The 17529-nt window shown below is 59.8% G+C and carries 14 protein-coding genes; 5 read left to right on the forward strand and 9 right to left on the reverse strand.

From position 1 onward, the window contains the following. Positions 1-472 precede the first annotated feature (472 nt). Positions 473-3457, forward strand: coding sequence for a DEAD/DEAH box helicase family protein (locus DXB98_RS02155; RefSeq protein ID WP_158553126.1), 2985 nt, complete (start codon positions 473-475; stop codon positions 3455-3457). Between the two features lie 63 nt (positions 3458-3520). Here the strand turns inward: DXB98_RS02155 and DXB98_RS02160 are convergent, their stop codons facing one another. The 5 genes from DXB98_RS02160 to DXB98_RS02180 form a co-directional block, all read right to left on the reverse strand. Further along, positions 3521-3829, reverse strand: a complete 309-nt coding sequence (locus tag DXB98_RS02160) for a type II toxin-antitoxin system YafQ family toxin (protein ID WP_117734477.1) — start codon at positions 3827-3829, stop codon at positions 3521-3523. Between the two features lie 2 nt (positions 3830-3831). Then, positions 3832-4131, reverse strand: coding sequence for a type II toxin-antitoxin system RelB/DinJ family antitoxin (locus tag DXB98_RS02165; protein WP_117734476.1), 300 nt, complete (start codon positions 4129-4131; stop codon positions 3832-3834). Positions 4132-4245: 114 nt separating this feature from the next. Next, positions 4246-5004 carry a TIGR00730 family Rossman fold protein gene (locus tag DXB98_RS02170; protein ID WP_117734475.1) on the reverse strand — a complete coding sequence of 253 codons (759 nt, stop codon included), beginning with the start codon at positions 5002-5004 and terminating at the stop codon, positions 4246-4248. A 198-nt stretch (positions 5005-5202) separates the two neighbouring features. Further along, on the reverse strand, positions 5203-6342 hold the full coding sequence (gene tgt / locus DXB98_RS02175; protein ID WP_117742993.1) for a tRNA guanosine(34) transglycosylase Tgt: 1140 nt from the start codon (positions 6340-6342) through the stop codon (positions 5203-5205). Between the two features lie 472 nt (positions 6343-6814). After that, entirely contained in the window at positions 6815-7615 is an 801-nt protein-coding gene (locus DXB98_RS02180) for an SDR family NAD(P)-dependent oxidoreductase (RefSeq protein ID WP_035137314.1), read from the reverse strand. A gap of 294 nt (positions 7616-7909) precedes the next feature. Between DXB98_RS02180 and DXB98_RS02185 the strand changes: the two genes are divergently transcribed. Next, positions 7910-9667 carry a hypothetical protein gene (locus DXB98_RS02185; protein WP_117742994.1) on the forward strand — a complete coding sequence of 586 codons (1758 nt, stop codon included), beginning with the start codon at positions 7910-7912 and terminating at the stop codon, positions 9665-9667. Positions 9668-9921: 254 nt separating this feature from the next. Here DXB98_RS02185 and queA read toward each other — a convergent pair whose 3' ends face one another. The 3 genes from queA to DXB98_RS02200 all read right to left on the reverse strand — a co-directional run bounded on the left by queA (position 9922) and on the right by DXB98_RS02200 (position 12481). Beyond that, a complete protein-coding gene (queA, locus tag DXB98_RS02190) occupies positions 9922-11133 on the reverse strand; it encodes a tRNA preQ1(34) S-adenosylmethionine ribosyltransferase-isomerase QueA (RefSeq protein ID WP_117742995.1) in 1212 nt (403 codons plus the stop codon). A gap of 73 nt (positions 11134-11206) precedes the next feature. Further along, on the reverse strand, positions 11207-11779 hold the full coding sequence (locus tag DXB98_RS02195) for an epoxyqueuosine reductase QueH (protein WP_117734471.1): 573 nt from the start codon (positions 11777-11779) through the stop codon (positions 11207-11209). A 132-nt stretch (positions 11780-11911) separates the two neighbouring features. Next, positions 11912-12481 (reverse strand): DUF3267 domain-containing protein, encoded by a 570-nt coding sequence (locus DXB98_RS02200; protein ID WP_117734470.1) that lies wholly within the window; start codon positions 12479-12481, stop codon positions 11912-11914. A 130-nt stretch (positions 12482-12611) separates the two neighbouring features. On the opposite strand from DXB98_RS02200, the gene DXB98_RS02205 reads away from it, so the two are divergent. Then, positions 12612-14762, forward strand: coding sequence for a class I tRNA ligase family protein (locus DXB98_RS02205; RefSeq protein ID WP_117742996.1), 2151 nt, complete (start codon positions 12612-12614; stop codon positions 14760-14762). Between the two features lie 150 nt (positions 14763-14912). Next, positions 14913-16016, forward strand: a complete 1104-nt coding sequence (locus DXB98_RS02210; RefSeq protein ID WP_117742997.1) for an RsmB/NOP family class I SAM-dependent RNA methyltransferase — start codon at positions 14913-14915, stop codon at positions 16014-16016. Between the two features lie 24 nt (positions 16017-16040). Here DXB98_RS02210 and DXB98_RS10140 read toward each other — a convergent pair whose 3' ends face one another. After that, positions 16041-16211, reverse strand: coding sequence for a hypothetical protein (locus DXB98_RS10140; protein ID WP_158553127.1), 171 nt, complete (start codon positions 16209-16211; stop codon positions 16041-16043). 191 nt (positions 16212-16402) lie between these two features. Between DXB98_RS10140 and DXB98_RS02215 the strand changes: the two genes are divergently transcribed. Then, complete coding sequence (locus DXB98_RS02215) at positions 16403-17494, forward strand: hypothetical protein (RefSeq protein ID WP_117734467.1); 1092 nt, start codon at positions 16403-16405, stop codon at positions 17492-17494. Positions 17495-17529 lie beyond the last annotated feature (35 nt).

Raw genomic sequence — 17529 nt, forward strand, 5'->3', positions numbered from 1 at the left:
CAGGCGATCGATGCTTTATCCAACCCCCTTGCGATACCCCTTGGTCAAAAAATGGCAAATATGAGTACTGCTACAAATTTAGTAGCACCGAAATCTGGCTGAATTTGCATCTCACCGCCAATTTCGAGCGCCATAATGCCCCAAATCGTCATGTTTAGAGGGTTGGTTATATTCGATTTCACTCGATTGGTCTTAAATACTTTACAGATGATATGATACTGTCGCAACAACAGTACTCATATTTGCCATTTTTTGCCCACCGGTCCTATTCGAAGGCAGTTCCCAGGATCTCCAGCTCGCCCCGCAGCCGCTAAAACCCACTCAATAACAGCTGCCACATATTTTAGCACCAGCCAAACACCACTCACGGAGCCGCACTCCACTATCACCGAATCAAAATCAGAATCGGATGCCCAAAAAACCAAAATAACGTACTCTCATTTTAATGAACCCCAACAAGAACGGCATTTACATGAGCACCGTCACGCATCAATACGCCCTCATCGGGGACACGGTATTCCAATTCAAGGAAGCAGTCGTTCATGTATCTGAGCCGTACGGCCAAATCGTCATCTGCAGCAATGGCCCAGACATCCGTTACGCAAGGCTCGAAGAATGGGAGAAAGCTGGCACATCTTTCGATAGACGGACGCAGGTCGAGGGTATCGTCACCAGTGCGAGTCCAGCGCGCGACAAACTCGAGCTCTTTCGCAATCTCTTTACTGGCCGCAAAGATGTTTACGCCCATGGGTACCGCAGAAAAGACGGGGGAATCGGCTATACGCCCGCTTGCGCAAACGAGTGGAAGTCAGGCATTTGTCCCAAAGCAAATCGTCAGAAAACCAAATGCGCTGAATGTGGCAACCGCGTCTTCCCCGAGTTGAGCGATACCGCGATCATCTCCCATTTCAAGGGCAGTGACGACAGACTCCGAGACGTCATAGGTCAATATGTTCTCGATAATGACAGCAACACAAAAGTCCTGGTCATCGACTTTGACGGAGCCGATTGGAAAGAAGCGACAAACGCCATTCGGCGTGTCGCAAAAAACCATGGAATCGATGCTGCGGTCGAGCGATCGAGATCAGGTAACGGCACACATGTCTGGTTTTTCTTCCTAGAGCTCACCAGCGCAAAGATCGCACGAGAATTTGGAAGCAGCCTTATCACCGAAGCAGCGGCGCTCAACAAGACAATCACCTTTGAAGCTTTTGACCGGATGCTGCCCGCGCAGTCCACCATTCCTGAGGGCGGCTTTGGAAATCTCATAGCACTGCCTTTTCAAGGAAAAGCGCAGCGAAAAGGGAACAGCGTATTTGTTGACGAGCAATTTGAGCCCTTTCCCGATCAATGGCTTTACCTTTCGCAAATTCAGCTGATTCCACATGCAACAGTGCAAAATCTGATTGAGAGCATCGACAATAAACCGCATGGAATATCTGCTGCAGTGGTGGGAAACACCGCCGCGCCACATTCTCAGAGGCCGCGAAAGCGGCTTCCGCTCACGCCGCAGGACTTCCCGTCATCGCTGTCCGTCACGCAGGCCGATATGCTCTATATCCCCGAAAAATCTCTGAGTCCCGCAGCTCAAATGGAAGTTCGCAGGCTTGCAACATTTGCCAACCCAGAATTCTTCCGCGCGCAATCTATGCATCAATCGGTATTCGGCAAACCGCGGTACATAGACCTCAGCGAACTTAGAGACAGCTGCGTCGCGATTCCCAGAGGCTGCAAGGCTCAGCTTGAGTGGCTGTTTCAAGAAGCCGGCGTTGCTGCCCACTATTCTGACAAGCGCAAGTCTGGCAATCCAATTGTGATGGCATTTAAAGGGACTCTTCGCCCTGAACAGCAAATTGCCGCCGAACAGATACTCGACTATGAAGACGGAATCATGTCTGCACCGACGGGTTTCGGCAAAACCGTCATCGGAGCCTATCTTATTGCTACCATCGGTCTTCCAACGCTCGTCATCGTTCCCAAGACTGCGCTCATTGCCCAATGGAAATCCCAGCTCGAACGGTTTATCGACATTACTGATAACAGAAAGCCAGTCCGAACCCCAAAAGGACGAATCAGTAAAAGGCAGCCGCCGCTCATTGGCCAAATCGGAGGAGGTAAAACCGCCATAAGCCATCTCATCGACATTGCTTCATTCCAGTCTCTGTCCAGCAAGGACCCCCAGACCGGAGAACCAATAGCCAAGGAGTTCGTTCGTGATTACGGCCTCGTCATCTGTGATGAATGTCACCATGCAGCCGCACCACAGCTTGAGCTTGTCCTCAAGTCCGCTCCAGCCAAATATGTATACGGCCTTTCTGCGACGCCCGAACGCTCGGACGGACTCACGCGAGCACTCTCAATGCTCTGCGGCCCGCTTCGCCATGTCATTGATCCAAAAACGCAAGCAATCCAACAGGGAATTCAGCGCGTTGTTAGGCCGCGTTTTACCGGAGTTCGACTACCCGCCTACAAACCAGGGGCGTCCTTTAATCAGGTTCTCGATCTCCTGTGTGCGCACACAGCGAGAAACGAAGCAATTGTCGACGATGCCCTCGATACCGCGTCAAACGGTCGACATTCGCTTGTGCTATCCAAAAGGAAAAAACATGCCGAAGAGCTATATAGGCTGCTTCAAAGCCGCGGACACGAACCCATACTCTTAACCGGAGAAATCGACGCCAAAGAAAGAAAGGCAATACTGAACAGCCTTCCCGGCTTCGAGCATGAGCATCGAATTATCATCGCAACCGAAGGCCTTCTGGGCGAGGGCTTCGACCTGTCTTACCTTGACACTCTGCTCATTGCCACACCGATATCTTGGGACGGCAGCATAACGCAGCAGGCAGGCAGACTACATAGAAGTCACGAGGGCAAGCAGCGGGTTGAGATATTCGACTATGTTGATTTGTCGATACCCATGCTCGCGCGTATGTACCAGAAGAGACTCAAGACCTATGCCAAGCTGGGGTATGAAGTCTTTGCAGCAAATGACAACAAACAGGCCGATCGAAACATCCTCGTTAGGTCGGCAACAGCCGTGGAGGCTTTAGCGGACGACATCGCAAGCGCAACGAAAAGCATTTTTATTGCCGCGCCCTACGCATCCGCCGCATGCCTCGCGAAGCTCGCCGCCGCGCTCACGAGCGCTATTGTCCGTGGGATTGCCCTTGAGATTTCAATTGCCTCGACTCCGCGCGATGACGTAAAAGCGATTTTTGCCGAGATGAACGTCGACTATTCCATCAAAGCCGAAGGGCGCCTGTGCGCGTCAGTAATTGACGAGGAAACCGTCTGGTACGGAGCTATTCCATTACTGGCTTTTCCTAAGAAAGAAGACTGCAGCATCCGTTTCAAAAGCAGCGAAGTTGCAGCCGAGCTTTTAAGCGAAATCCAGCGAAGAGGAGAACCGGAGGTCGCAGCCACGAACGGGACGTCCCCAGCTGTTGCGGTGGAATAGGAGCTGCCTTGCTCAATCGCTCGTGAATCAATTACTATTCCCTCGCGAATCATAAGCGAGCAATCAGCCGTGCGAACCCTGAAACAGTTCGTCATGCGAGCCCATTCTGACCAACCGGATCACAGGATTAGTCTTATGCGGCAAATAGAGAACGACCACGTCGACCAAGCCATCGGATAGATGGAAATCGATGTGACCGTTGTAGTTGCCGCCCGGGTTTGAAAGCTCGTGGGCACCATATTCCGCGGGAAGCGAGCCGTGAGCCGCAAGCTCTGCAACTGCCGCCTTAAACTCGGTTTTTAGCTGCGGATGGATGCGCATCGTCCGTTTGTAATCCGCCTTAAACTGAGCCTCGATTTCAATCTCAAACATCGCTAGCCCTCATCGAGGAATGATATAAGCTCATCAGCGTTATTGAATGACGGGCTGTCGTCTGGCAGAATCCCCAATTCATGAGCCTCGGCAATCACCATGGCACGCCTCGTCGCCTCGTTGGGCACCTCCGCCCTTCCTACAATCTCAAAAGGAATCTTTCGCTGATTTACAAGCTGCCGAACGGCAAGATTGAGATAGGAATTGAGGCTGAGGCCGACCGAATCCAAGAACTCGGTCGCCTGCTCCTTGAGCCCCTCTTCGATCCGAACCGTCGTAGGCTTAACCGTTGCAGTAGACATACGCGACCTCCTCGCCCTCGTCTTTTGCATCAGTATACCCAATATAAATGGCAACCTGACGTTAGAAAGCATCAGATTGCCATGCATATTCATGTCGCGGTGGGCACGATTGCTCTACATCAACCCGCTGAGCGCAATGTCGACGGCTTCGTTGAGGTCGTCGGTAATGTGTACTAGATCCGGATCGAGCGGACTGATCATACCGGCGTCCATCACCGGGCCGTTGAGCCAGTCGAACAGGCCCTGCCAGTACTCGCTGCCCACCAGCACGAGCGGCATGCGCTTGACCTTGTGCGTCTGCACCAGCGTAAGGACCTCGAACATCTCGTCGAGCGTACCAAAACCGCCGGGGAACACGATGGCGCCCGAGCTGTATTTGACGAACATGGTCTTGCGCACAAAGAAGTAACGGAAGTCCATGCCCAAGTTCACGTATTTGTTGAGCCCGTGCTCGTGCGGGAGCTCGATCCCCAAGCCGACCGATTTGCCGTTGGCGCTCGCCGCTCCCCTATTGGCTGCCTCCATGATGCCGGGGCCGCCACCTGTGATGACCGCCACGCCACGTTGCGCGATCTTGCGCCCGACGGTACGTGCCGCTTTGTAGAGCGGATCGGTCTTGGGCGTGCGGGCGCTACCGAAGATGGTCACCGCAGGTCCGAGCTCGGCAAGCGCGCCAAAGCCGTCGACAAACTCGGCCTGAATGCGCAGTACACGCCACGGATCGGCATGCAGCCAGTCGGTCGACTCCTCGGGTGCCAGCAGGTTGGCGTAGGTGTTGTCCTTAGGAATCATGGGGCCGCGCATGACCACGGGACCGCGGCGGTACGTCTCGTCGTAGGCAGGCTCGCCCTCGACGTTCTCATTTTTAATCATGGGTACTCCTATCGAGAAAAAGAAAACGGGCGGGGTCGACGCCATGCGCCAAACACCCGCCCGAACATCAACTATTCGGTATGGTACCCACGTTGCATCAAGCGCTTGCAAGCTATCGGTCAGTGGTCGCGCAGCCGATGCCAGCGAATGCAATGCCCGGCGCCGGCCGCGAACAGCTCGTAAGCGAGCCCGGAGCTCTTAGTAATCCACCGCCGCAGGGCTGTTCATCCAGTCGCTCACAAACGCACCGTAACGGCCCTCGATAATGGCCTGGCGGGCCTGCTGCATAAGGTTGAGCAGGTAGTAGATGTTGTGCATCGAGAGCAAAATGCCGCCGAGCATCTCCTTTTGCGTGACCATGTGGCGGATGAGCGCACGGCTGTAGCCGCCCGTGCATACCGGGCAGGTGCAGGTGGGGTCGATGGGGCCGTCGTCGTGCGCAAAGCGGGCATTGCGGAAGTTGAGGCGACCCTCGCTCGAAAACGCCGTGCCCATACGACCGGTACGCGTCGGCAGCACACAGTCGAACATGTCGATGCCCACGCCCACGCCGCGCACGAGGGTGGTGGGGTTGCCGACGCCCATCAGGTAGCGCGGCTTGTGCTTAGGCATGTACTCGGAAGCCAGCGGCGCCAGCGTCTCGAACATGGTCTCGTGGTCCTCGCCCACCGAGTAGCCGCCGATGCCATAACCCGGAAAATCGCCGCACTCCTCCAGATGGCGCAGCGAGCGAAGGCGCAGGTCCAGGTGCATACCGCCCTGAACGATGCCAAAGAGCGCCTGGTCATCGCGGGTGTGAGCCTTATAGCAGCGCTCGGCCCACATGCTCGACAGCTCAACGGCGCGCTCAACGTAGGCGCGCGTGGCGGGATAGCCCGGGCACTGGTCGAGCTGCATGCAGATGTCGGAGCCAAGCTTCATGGCGATTTCCATGTTGTCCTCGGGCGTCCAGAACACGTGGCGGCCGTCGTAATCGTTGACGATAAAGCGCACGCCCTCGTCGGTGAGCTTGACGGCGTCGTTGTGACTAAAGACCTGGAAACCGCCCGAGTCGGTGAGGATGGGGCCGTGCCAGTTCATAAACTTGTGCAGCCCGCCCAGCTCGGCGATGGTGTCCTCGCCGGGACGCATGGACAGGTGATAGGTGTTGGCGAGCACGATCTGGGCGCCGAGCTGCTTGACGGTCTCGGTAGGGATACCCTTGACGTTTGCCTTGGTGCCTACGGGCATAAAGATCGGCGTCTCGATGTCGCCGTGCGGGGTGTGCAGCACGCCGGCACGCGCGTGCGTGGTCGGGTCCTCGGCGATCAGGTCGAATTTAAAAAGGCTCTGGTCCATAAACTGGAACTCCTTGGTTGCGGTTCATACGCAAACCATTATACGGGCAACCCGCAAGAAGCACCGACTCGACAGAAGCTGATGCATTAAACGACTAGTCGTTGGGGACGTTCTTAAACGACTAGCTGTTGGGGACAGTCTTCAGGGCAACCTGACAAAGGAGTGCCCCAATCTGCCGGCACTCAGGGACTGTCCCCAAGTGCCGGCAAGAGTGTCCCTTTCGACTAGTCATTTAAGAACGTCCCCAACGACTGCATCCAGCGAAAACCCGCCAAAGTGAGCAAGGTGCCTTCAAGCAAAATGGCGCCGCAGGTTGAGCATAAGTCAGCGAGCGGGCCGCATTTGAGGCAAGGTGACGTGAAACGAAAGGGCGCTGACCTTCTGGTCGCGCCCTTGAAGTTGAACGTCAGATTGTCCAAATGCGGCCCGCGCAGCGTCGAGCTGTTACGCAGTTTGGTAAAACCGCGTAACCCTACGGCCGCTGGCCCATGCCACCCTCGAGGGTGACAGTCTCGCCGTTCATGTACTTAAAGTCGGGGCCGCAGAGCTGAACGACCACGCGGCCGATCTCCTTCTCGACGTCGCCGTAGTGGCCCGCCGGTGGCATGTGGACGTTGGCCTTGAACGCCTCGGGATAGGCATCCTGGAAGTTCTCGAGCGCAGCAGTCCAAGCAAGCGGACACACGATGTTGACGTTGATGCCGTCGGGACCCCACTCGTTGGCGGCGACGCGGGTCAGGCCGCGGATGCCCTCCTTGGCGGCAGCATAGCTGCACTGGCCATAGTTGCCAAACAGGCCGGCGCCCGAGGCAAAGTTGACCACGGAGCCCTTGGTCTCCTTCAGGTGCGGATAGGCCTTCTGCATGTACAGGTAGGTGGCATACAGGCCAGAGTAAATGGCCAGGTTGAACTGGTCCATAGTGTGGTCGGCGATGGTCACACCCGAAGCGCTGGCCTGAGCGTTGTTGACGACGGCGTCGATGCGACCGAACTCCTCAATCGCCTTGTCGATAACGTTCTGCACGACGGCCTCGTTGTCCTGACCAGCCGAGACATCGGCCTGAACAGGCAGCACCTTGACGCCGTACTCCGCCTCGAGGGACTCCTTGGCGGCCTCGAGCTTGGCAACGTTGCGGCCGGTAATGACGAGGTTTGCGCCCTCCTTGGCAAATGCGATATCGATGCCGTAGCCGATGGAGCCAGCGGAGCCGTCCTTAAGCGTGGCCTTGCCGCCGCCGGTGACGATTACGGTCTTACCAGTGAAAAGTCCCATATAAAGTCCTTTCAAATCGCGGCGGACACGCCCGCCGACTGCGCGCATCCAAATTCACGCGCCAAAAGCTGGAATGTAACTTTAGCGTGTTCAAGCGAAAATAAAAGACCGCGGTAGGCGAACGGCACCACGTCGTTCGGCGAAGGGATTGTCAAGTAAAAACTGGATAAAGCGGCCGAGTTATTGTTATCAGATCGAGCCATCGAACACGTTTTGAAACTTTGCTGCGGCGCGTGGGATGTCGGCGCGAAACTTTATCATAGGGTGACAAACAACGATGAGGAGCACATGCCTATGACAGACGAGCTGGACCCCCAGACTCAACAGCATATTGATGATTCAGCAGACGCCGTCGACGACTGCGATACTCCTACCTGCGTCGACGCCTCCACCGATGCGCACGCCGGTGCAGACAAGGCAACAGACACAGACGATACTGTCGAGCATGACGAAAGCGAGCAGCCGGAGCTGAGCCATGCCGAACCCGACACGGGACCCGCACCACAGGCGGCGGGCCCCATCGAGGTGTCTTCGGAAGAAGAGCTCGATGCCGTCATGGACTCCATGATGGATGCTGTCAAAGCGATGAAAGACGCCGTCGCCGGTGCCGACGTGGACGCCGAGGAAGAGGAGGCCGCCGAGGCGGCCTCGACCTTCGTGCCCGGCGAGACTCCGGTCGCCGACCAGGGCAGCACCATGCCCTCGTTTCTGCAGCTCGAGCACCCCACGATTGGCGCCGACGCGGTCGATCCGCACGCAGCAGGCTTTTCTGTGGTCGAGGGCGGTACCGGCAATATCGCCGCGCCGCAGGCTGCCGATGCGGATGATGCCGACACCGCTCGCCCGACCGCCCCGCATTCCCCTGCCGCGAGCCGCGATCTGGGGACCGCTGTCTCGAACACTGCGAACGCCGTGGGCACCTTTATCGCCCAGGGCGCCTCGGCCATGCGTGAGATGAACGCCGCGAAAAAGGCACTTTCCGACGCCCGCGCCCACTTGGCCGAACTTGAGCAGCGCATTGCCGATCAGGCCGAGGAACTCGAGACGCGCCAGGATATCGCAGGCCGCTACGACCAGATCGTCGCCGACCAGCGCCAGGCGATTGCCACGGCCCAAAAGACTGCAGCGGCCGCTGAGATTGACCGTGATGCCCACGCCGCCAAGGCGACAGAGCTCAAGGGCCAGCTCGAACAAATGAAGACAGAGGATGACGCGACTGAACTCCGCTTGAAGGCCGCGCTCGACGCCGTGGAGGCCCGCGAGGCGAGCTCGCGCGAGACCGGCAACCGCCTCGTTCGACGTCTTGAGGATTCCAAGCGCATCCGCGACAAGATGAAGACCGAGCGAGACGCCGGCATTGCGGCCGCACAACAAACCGTCGACGCCACGCGCGCCCAGCTCGAGACGCTGCGTCATGAGTATGCCGAGCTGCAACGCAATCCCTCGGCAAATCCCGCCAACTATACGGTGCGCACCAGCGAGCTCTCGATGCAGATCTCCGACACGGCAGATGCCCTGCGTAAAGCCGAAGAAGATGTCCCGCGTATCACCGCCGACCTTGAGCACTCGCTTGCCGCAGCCGAGCAGGCCGTCGAGCAGGCTCAAGCCCCTATCGCCGACGCAAAGCGCGCGCACCAAGCCGTGACGACCGAAGCCGATGCCGCGCGCGACGAGCTGCAGACGGCGAAAACGGCCGCCGCGACTCGTCAGCGCGAGCTGCGCGAGAAGATCACTGCCGAGGACAAGGCACGCCGTGACCAGGAGCAGACCATCGCCAATGCCCAAGCAGATGCCGCACATGCGCAGTCGATCATCGAACAGGCGACCGAGGTGCACGACCACCCAGAGATCACTGAGTCGCTTGCAGGATCCTTGGCCCGAGACAAAGCCGAGCACGCCGAGACCGAGCGAGAAGTCGCCCATCTCGAGGCCGCCGAGGACGCGGTGCGCGAACGTACCCGCGACTCCCGCATCAAATTCACCGGCGCCATCGTCTGCATCGTCGCCGCAATCCTGGTGATCATCCTAGTCTGGCTGTTCGCAAGCAAGTAGGCAGGGCACCAAGTAGTCTTTGGGGACGTTCTTAAACGACCAGTCAAACAAGAACGTCCCCAACGACTAATCAATGATGAGAGTGGATAATCTCCCACTTTGAGCCCGCAGAAGGGCCAAAAACGGGAGATTATCCACTCTCATTCCGCAGGTACTCATTTAAGTACGTCCCCAATGAGTGCCACATTGACAGCCAAGGCAAGGCCGATACTTTGGCAGCGTCAGGTGGTTACGCGGTTCGTAGAACCGCGTAACTAACAAATGAGCATCGCGTCGCCAAAGCTGAAGAAGCGGTAACGCTCCTCGATGGCGGCGGCGTAGGCATCCATGATCTGGTCGCGGGAGGCAAGCGCGCTCACGAGCATCATGAGCGTAGAGCGCGGCACGTGAAAGTTCGTGATCAGCGCGTCGACCACGTGATAGGTCGAGCCGGGCATGAGGTAGAGCTGTGTCGTCGCATTCTCGCGCACCACGATGTCACCGCGGCCGAGCGTGTCGGCGCCGTCCTCGCGGCCTTCAAAATAGCGCGCCGTCACAGCCGGATCGAACACCGGGGCATCCGCATCAAAGGCGCTTTCGAGCGAACGCACTGCGGTGGTGCCGACGGCAATCACACGATGACCCTCGGCCTTGGCCTTGTGCACGGCGTCGACAACCTCCTGCGACACGTGGTAGCGCTCGGTGTGCATGACGTGCTGCGTGGGGTCGTCCTCCTCCACCAGACGGAAGGTATCGATGCCCACCTCGAGCTCGACAGCGGCGAACTTCGCACCCTTGGCCTCGATAGCAGCCATGAGCTCGGGGGTAAAGTGCAGGCCCGCCGTGGGGGCGGCAGCCGAGTGCTCCTCCTTCATGGCATAGACGGTCTGGTACTTCTCGGGATCGCCCTCGTAATCGGTAATGTAGGGCGGCAGCGGCACGTGGCCGGCAGCATGGATGGCCTCGTCGAGCGTGCGCGGGTCGCCGGCGGCATTGCAACCGGCCGGCTCAAATCGCACCAGGCGTCCGCCGCGGCTATCGGTAACAAAGTCGACGACCTCGGCCGTCAGCACCACGGGAGCCCCCTCGGGCGCATGGGCGCCACCGGCACGATACTCAATCTGAGCGCCGGGCTTCAGACGCTTGCCAGGCTTAACCAGGCACTCCCACACGTGACCCAGTGGATCCACGTCCTCGCGGCGCTTAAGCAGCAGCGTCTCCACCACGCCGCCCGAGCCCGCCTTGCGACCGATCAGACGGGCCGGCATCACGCGCGTCTGATTGATGACGAGTACGTCGCCCGGCTCGATATAGTCGATGATGTCACGGAAGATACGGTGCTCAACGGTACCGCCGTGCTCCAGCGGCGTTCCCGCCTCAGATCCCTTGCGATTCACCACCAGCAGGCGGCAGGAGTCACGCGGCTCGGCAGGAGCCTGGGCGATGAGCTCTTCGGGCAGGTTATAGTCAAAATCATCAGTACGCATAGACACGTCGGATTCTCCTTATATAGCTAAAGTCCGCTCTACATCCTAGCAGGCTGCCAGCTCAAAAGAACTACTATTTGGAAGCTTTGCGCTCGTCACGGATGCGGGCGCGGTCCATGGCCGCCTCGACGGCCGAAAAGCGGCAGCCACAGTAGTTCTGCCGATACATGCCCAGCTCGCGCGAACGACGCGTGGCCTCGGGATAATACGGGCGAAAATCGCGAATCACCGGCGTGAGCCCGCGGGCGGCAGCCAGGCGCTCGAGCACATCATTGCACGTTTCGAACAGCTGATAGGGCGAGACAGCGAGCGTCGTGCCTACATATTCAAACCCGCGCTCCTGAGCCACACGGCATGCCTCGGCCAGGCGCAGGGCATAGCACGTGCGACAGCGACGGGGCCGATCGGCGCCCAGCGGGGCCACGCCGGCCTCCCAGCGCTCACGGTCCTCCCCGGCCTCGATAAGCTCGATGTCGCCGTCGGCACACCACCGGCGCAGCTCGTCCAGACGCCGCCGCCATTCATCGTGCGGCTGAATATTGGGGTTAGTCCAGCAGATCGTGGGCTCAAACCCCTCCTCGCGCAGCAGGCGAACCGGCTCAAGCGAGCACGGCGCGCAGCAAGCATGCAGCAACAACGGCTTCATGGACATCTCCTCCCAATCTTTGCCCAGGGTAGTCTTTTTGGGACGGGGCAATTTTGACTACTTTTGATGTAAAGCAGTTCCAAATACCTGCATCAACAGGAAAGTAGCCAAAATAGCCCCGTCCCAAAAAGACTACTTTGCGAAAAAGCGTACGCCAAAGGACGTGTCCTCGCAGGCGGCAATGCGGCGGTCGCGCAAAATGGTCCACACGTAATACCAGTCGCCCACACAGCCCGACAAATGCAGGCCAGCCGCCAGGTAGCACAGCAGCGGATAGCCCGAAAATGCTAACCCCAAGGCAAACGCCGCCGTCAGGATCACCGTGGGCGCCAGGCAAATGGCAATGTAGCGCCGGCGCGAATACACAACGCCCTCGGCACAGGCGTAGATCATCGCCGTCTCGCGATTCGCCCCAAAGGTCACATGCGCGCCCGCAGGCGCCAACAGCTTAAAAAACGCGGCGTGTAACAGCTCGTGCACGGCAAATGCCGCCGCCGAAACCGCAGCTAAGCCGACTATCCAGCCCACGACTCCCGTCCAGCCGCCCGCTTCAGCCGCATCCAAGTCCGCAGGCCCGCCCAGCAGCATAAACACCGGCACCAAGCACACGGCAAATACGCCAAGCACGGCCATCCCCCACACGAAGCAGGCGTGCAGAAAATCCTCGTCCTCAAACGCATGTATGTTGGAAATCTCATTCATAGCATCTTAGGATAGCGCCCCTGCCACGCACCTACCCGCATGTGCGATAATGTCGAACGATATGCACGAATTGACCACCGCGCCGCCAGGCCTTGCGCCGGCCGCGCTTTCACCTATGCGAAGGAGTCCCATGGCATCTAAATACTCCATGAACGACCGTCCCAGCTGGCCGCGCCGCGCCATCGTTACCGCTGGCGAGCCCTACGGCAACAAGGGCCTGCACTTTGGCCACGTCGGCGGCGTCTTTGTCCCGGCCGACTTCTTCGCCCGCTTCCTGCGCGACCGCCTGGGCAGCGAGAACGTCATCTTCACCTCGGGCACCGACTGCTACGGCTCGCCCATCATGGAGAGCTACCGCAAGCTCAAGGAGAACGAAGGCTACGACAAGTCCATCGCCGAGTACGTCGAGTCCAATCACTCCCGCCAGGCCGCGACCCTCAACAACTACAACATCAGCTGCGATATCTACGGCGGCTCGGGTCTTGAGCCTGCCGCGCAGATTCACAACGAGGTTACCGCCGAGATTATCGAGCGCCTGCACGAGCAGGGCACCATCTCCAAGCGCTCCACGCTGCAGTTCTACGACGCCAAGGCCGGCACGTTCCTCAACGGCCGCCAGGTGATCGGCCGCTGCCCCATTCAGGGCTGCAAGTCCGAGAAGGCCTATGCCGACGAGTGCGACCTGGGCCACCAGTTTGAGCCCGAGGAACTCATCGCGCCCAAGAGCCAGCTCACCGGCGAGGTGCCCGAGCTGCGCCCGGTCGACAACCTCTACTTTGACCTGCCGGCCTACCTCGACTTTATGAAGACCTATACCGCCAAGCTCGCCCAGAACCCGCAGGTTCGCTCCGTGGTCTCCAAAACCATGGAAGAGTGGCTGCTGCCGGCTCAGCTCTACATTCAGAATAAGTTCCGCGAGGCCTTCGATGCCGTCGAGGATCAGCTTCCCGAGCACACCGTGCTGGAGCCCGAGGGCAACAAGAGCAGCTTTACCGTCACCTTCCCCAGCTGGAAGGAGCGCGACGATGCCCACGCAGTGCTCGCCAACGGTGGCGTGCGCTTCCGCAGCGGCAAGGCGCTCGTGCCCTTCCGCATCACCGGCAACATCGACTGGGGCGTTCCGGTGCCCGAGGTCGATGGCGTCTCCGACGTCACCTGCTGGTGCTGGCCCGAGAGCCTGTGGGCGCCCATCAGCTATACGCGTACCGTGCTCGCGCGCGATGCCAAAGCCGCCGGCGTGACCGAGGGCGTTGCCGCCCAGGATGCCGCCCTCATGGGCGAGCCAGCCGCCGATTCCACGCAGGTCCCCGTGCCCACCTACCAGCACAGCTCGCTCGACTGGCGCGACTGGTGGTGCTCTGACGACGCTCAGATCTACCAGTTCATCGGTCAGGACAACATCTACTTCTACTGCATCGCGCAGACCGCCATGTGGGAGGCCCTGGGTTGGGACCTCACGCAGAGCACCGTCAGTGCCTGCTACCACCTGCTCTACATGGGCAAAAAGGCCAGCTCGTCCTCGCAGACGCCTCCCCCGCCGGCAGACGATCTGCTCAACCACTACACCTGCGAGCAGATGCGCGCGCATTGGCTGTCGCTCGGCCTGTCCGAGAAGCCGGTGAGCTTTAGCCCCAAGGCATACGACACGCGCGTGACCGGCAAGGACAAGGACGGCAACGAGGTGCGCGCCTGCGACGACAAGCGCGTTATCGACCCGGCCCTTAAGGAGAGCGCGCTGCTGACCGGCGTGTTCAACCGCCTGGCCCGCAGCTGCTTCTACGGCGTTGCCGTCAAGGAAGGCGACGAGAGCCCCTATCGCAACGGCTGCATTCCTGCCGGCGCGGCCTCTGCCGCCGTGGTCGAGGCTGCCGAGCAGGCCGCCCTTGCCTTTGAGCAGGCCATGTACAAGTTCGAGACACACCGCGCGCTCGCCGTGTGCGACGACTACCTGCGTGCCGCCAACAAGCGCTGGAGCGACGCCTCCAAGGCCGCCAACAAGCTCGAGGGCGCCGAGGCCAACGCCGCCATGACGCAGGCCCTCATCGACGCCTTTACCGAGCTGCGCGTGGCGACCGTCCTCATGCACGGCATTGTGCCGGCCGGCTGCGAGCTCATCTGCGAGTACTTCGACGTCGACCCGGTCGCCTTCTTTAGCTGGGATAACATCTTTGCCTCCACGGACGAGTTTGTGGAGAGCCTGGGCGAGAAGCCCGGCGAGCACCGCGTGAAGCCGCTGCCCCCGCGCTTCGACTTCTTCAGCAAGCACGAGAGCCAGTACTAGACAACCGGCAAGGCGCAGTAGTCAATCTGGGACGGGGCTTTTTTAGCTACCCGTCCCATCCTTGGCTGCAGCGCTTGCCAAAACAGACAGGGTAGCTAAAAAAGCCCCGTCCCAAATTGACTACTTGAGTGGAACAGGAAGGAAAGACGGATGTCTAAGCCGCGTCGTCGTAAGCAGAAAAAGCAGGTTAAGCCTGAGCTCAAGCTTAGGCAGTTTGCTGCCACCGAGCTTTCCGACCAGCTTGCCGCCCTTCCCTGCGCCGTCGACCTGCCGCGCTTTATGGTCGACACGGTCGCCGGCGCCTATGCGCCCGCCGATGCCGACCTCATGATCGAAGGCTTTGGCGCCGCAGCCGCACGCCCGGTCACGCTGCGCGCCAACACGCTCAAGGCAACAGCCGAGGACATCGCTGCGGCGCTCGACGCAGCCGGCATCGCCCACAACCCCGTCGCCTGGTACCCAGACGCCTTTATCCTGCCCGAGGCTCAGGTATCCGATCTGTGGGACCTCGACATCTACCGCGACGGCAAAATCTATCTGCAGAGCCTGTCGTCCATGATGCCGCCGTTGGTCCTGGGCGCCCAGGCAGGCGAGGACATCCTGGACATGTGCGCAGCCCCTGGCGGCAAGACGACGCAGATCGCCGCCCTCACCCAGGGACAGGCACACCTCACGGCCTGCGAGATGAGCATTCCCCGCGCCGAAAAGCTTGAGTCCAACCTCCATCGCCAGGGAGCCAAAAACGTGCCCGTCATGCGCATCGATGCACGCGAGCTCGACGAGTTCTTCCGCTTCGACCGCATCCTGCTCGACGCCCCATGCACCGGCACGGGCACCGTCATCAGCGGCAACGAGAAAAGCCTGCGCGGCCTGACCGAGCAGCTGCTGAGCAAGTGCGCGCGCTCGCAGCGAGCACTTCTGGACCGCGCCATGGGAGCCCTCAAACCGGGCGGCACGCTCGTCTATTCGACTTGTTCGATCTTGCCGCAGGAAAACGAGGACGCCCTGCAAGAAGCCCTCGACAAGCACATGGACTGCGAGCTTATCCCCCTCGACGGCACGCCAAGCGAAAGTGAAGCACGCCGCGCCCAGGAAGCTGGTGAGGAGCCGCGCATCGAGTCCAACGCCCTGACCGAGGCCATTGCCGCGGGTCAGGTATCGGCCATCGCCAACGGCCTGCCTGGCACGCTGACCATTCCGCCTAGCCGCGACTTTGAGGGCTTCTACATTGCCCTGATTCGAAAACGCAGCTAGCGCACGGATCCAAAACTCAACAAGCTATCTCCGTGCGCGTTTGCCCTGCTGGTCGCGATGCCGTTTAAGCATCGCGCGCTCTTTGCGTTCGGCCCTTTTGCCCTTAATGGCCGTGACCACAAAGTAGATGACCGCGGCGGCAACGATTGCGGCCACACACAGGCCAATCGAGCCAAACATTGCTGTCAATTCCATACCGCGTCACCTCTCTTTTAAACGGGACTTTCAAGATAGCACCTCGATACCCGCCACCACAGCTCCTTCACGTTCGCCGGCCCTTCGGTCTAACGGATGGCGCGGCGGGGAAAAATCAACTCGTCAAACGATTTAGCATTCGCTATTCCGGCTGCATAGCGCCGGCCGTCATCACATAGAATCGAGCCTCCATGGATACCCTCAACGATCTAAATGAGCGCGTCGACGCCTTCGTCGGCACCAGCTCCTTCGACACGCCCACCGCGACAAACGACCAAGCCCCCATCGATGTTCCCGCCGAGGTTCACGAGGACATCGTCGCCTCGGTCGATTTTTCCGAGGTTGAGCTTGCGGACGAATTTACCGAGCCCCAGGTAGCCGTAACTCCCAATGGCCTTTTGCCCATGGAGCCGCTGCCCATCGACGGGCGTCTGCGCAAGGCGGCCCTCCGCATGCCCGATGAGATCGAGGAGGCCAGCGGCTTTACGCTCTTTGGCCGCCGCATCAAGTCACTCATTTACACCACCGATGTCGCGGTTATCCGCAACTCCAATGCCGATGCTGTCTTTGCGGTCTACCCTTTCACGCCGCAGCCCGCCATTACGCAGGCGCTGCTGACCGTCGCCGAGTGCCCGGTCTTTGTAGGCGTGGGCGGTGGCACCACCACCGGCAAGCGCTCCGTGCAGATGGCAGCCGTCTCCGAGATGCAGGGCGCGGCGGGCTGCGTGGTCAACTCCCCCGCCACCGCCGAGATGGTCGAGCACATCACTAACATCGCCGACATCCCCGTCATCGCCACGGTCGTTCGTTGCGACGACGATGCTCACGCCAAAGTGCGCGCCGGCGCCAAGATCCTCAACATCGCAGCCGGTAAGAACACGCCGCAGGTCCTGCGCGAGCTGCGCGAGCACTATCCCAACCTGCCGCTCATCGCGCCGGGCGGCAAGACGCCCGAAAGCATTCGCGAGACCATCGCCGCCGGCGCCAACGCCATCATCTGGACGCCGCCTTCGGCACAACAGCTACAGACCGACATGATGCAGCGTTATCGCAAGATGAAGGAAGACGCCACGCCCGTTATTTCGCGCGAAAATGTACCCATTATTGATCAGGTCGCCGCCGCCGAGGTCAGTCAGGTCGAGAATATGAATCCCGACGTGCCAATTCCCGACGAGGTCATCGAGCGCGTCGCCTCGATCCACGAGCGCGTTGAGGAACGTCGCGCCAACCGCGGCCTCAAGCCGTCACTACACGGCTTTTTCTTCCGCGGAAAGAAACGCTAGCAAAACAACTTGGCCCGCCCCACAAACGTGAGGCG

Origin of the sequence: Collinsella sp. OM07-12 (assembly GCF_003438275.1) — a bacterium.
Classification (GTDB): Bacteria; Actinomycetota; Coriobacteriia; order Coriobacteriales; family Coriobacteriaceae; genus Collinsella.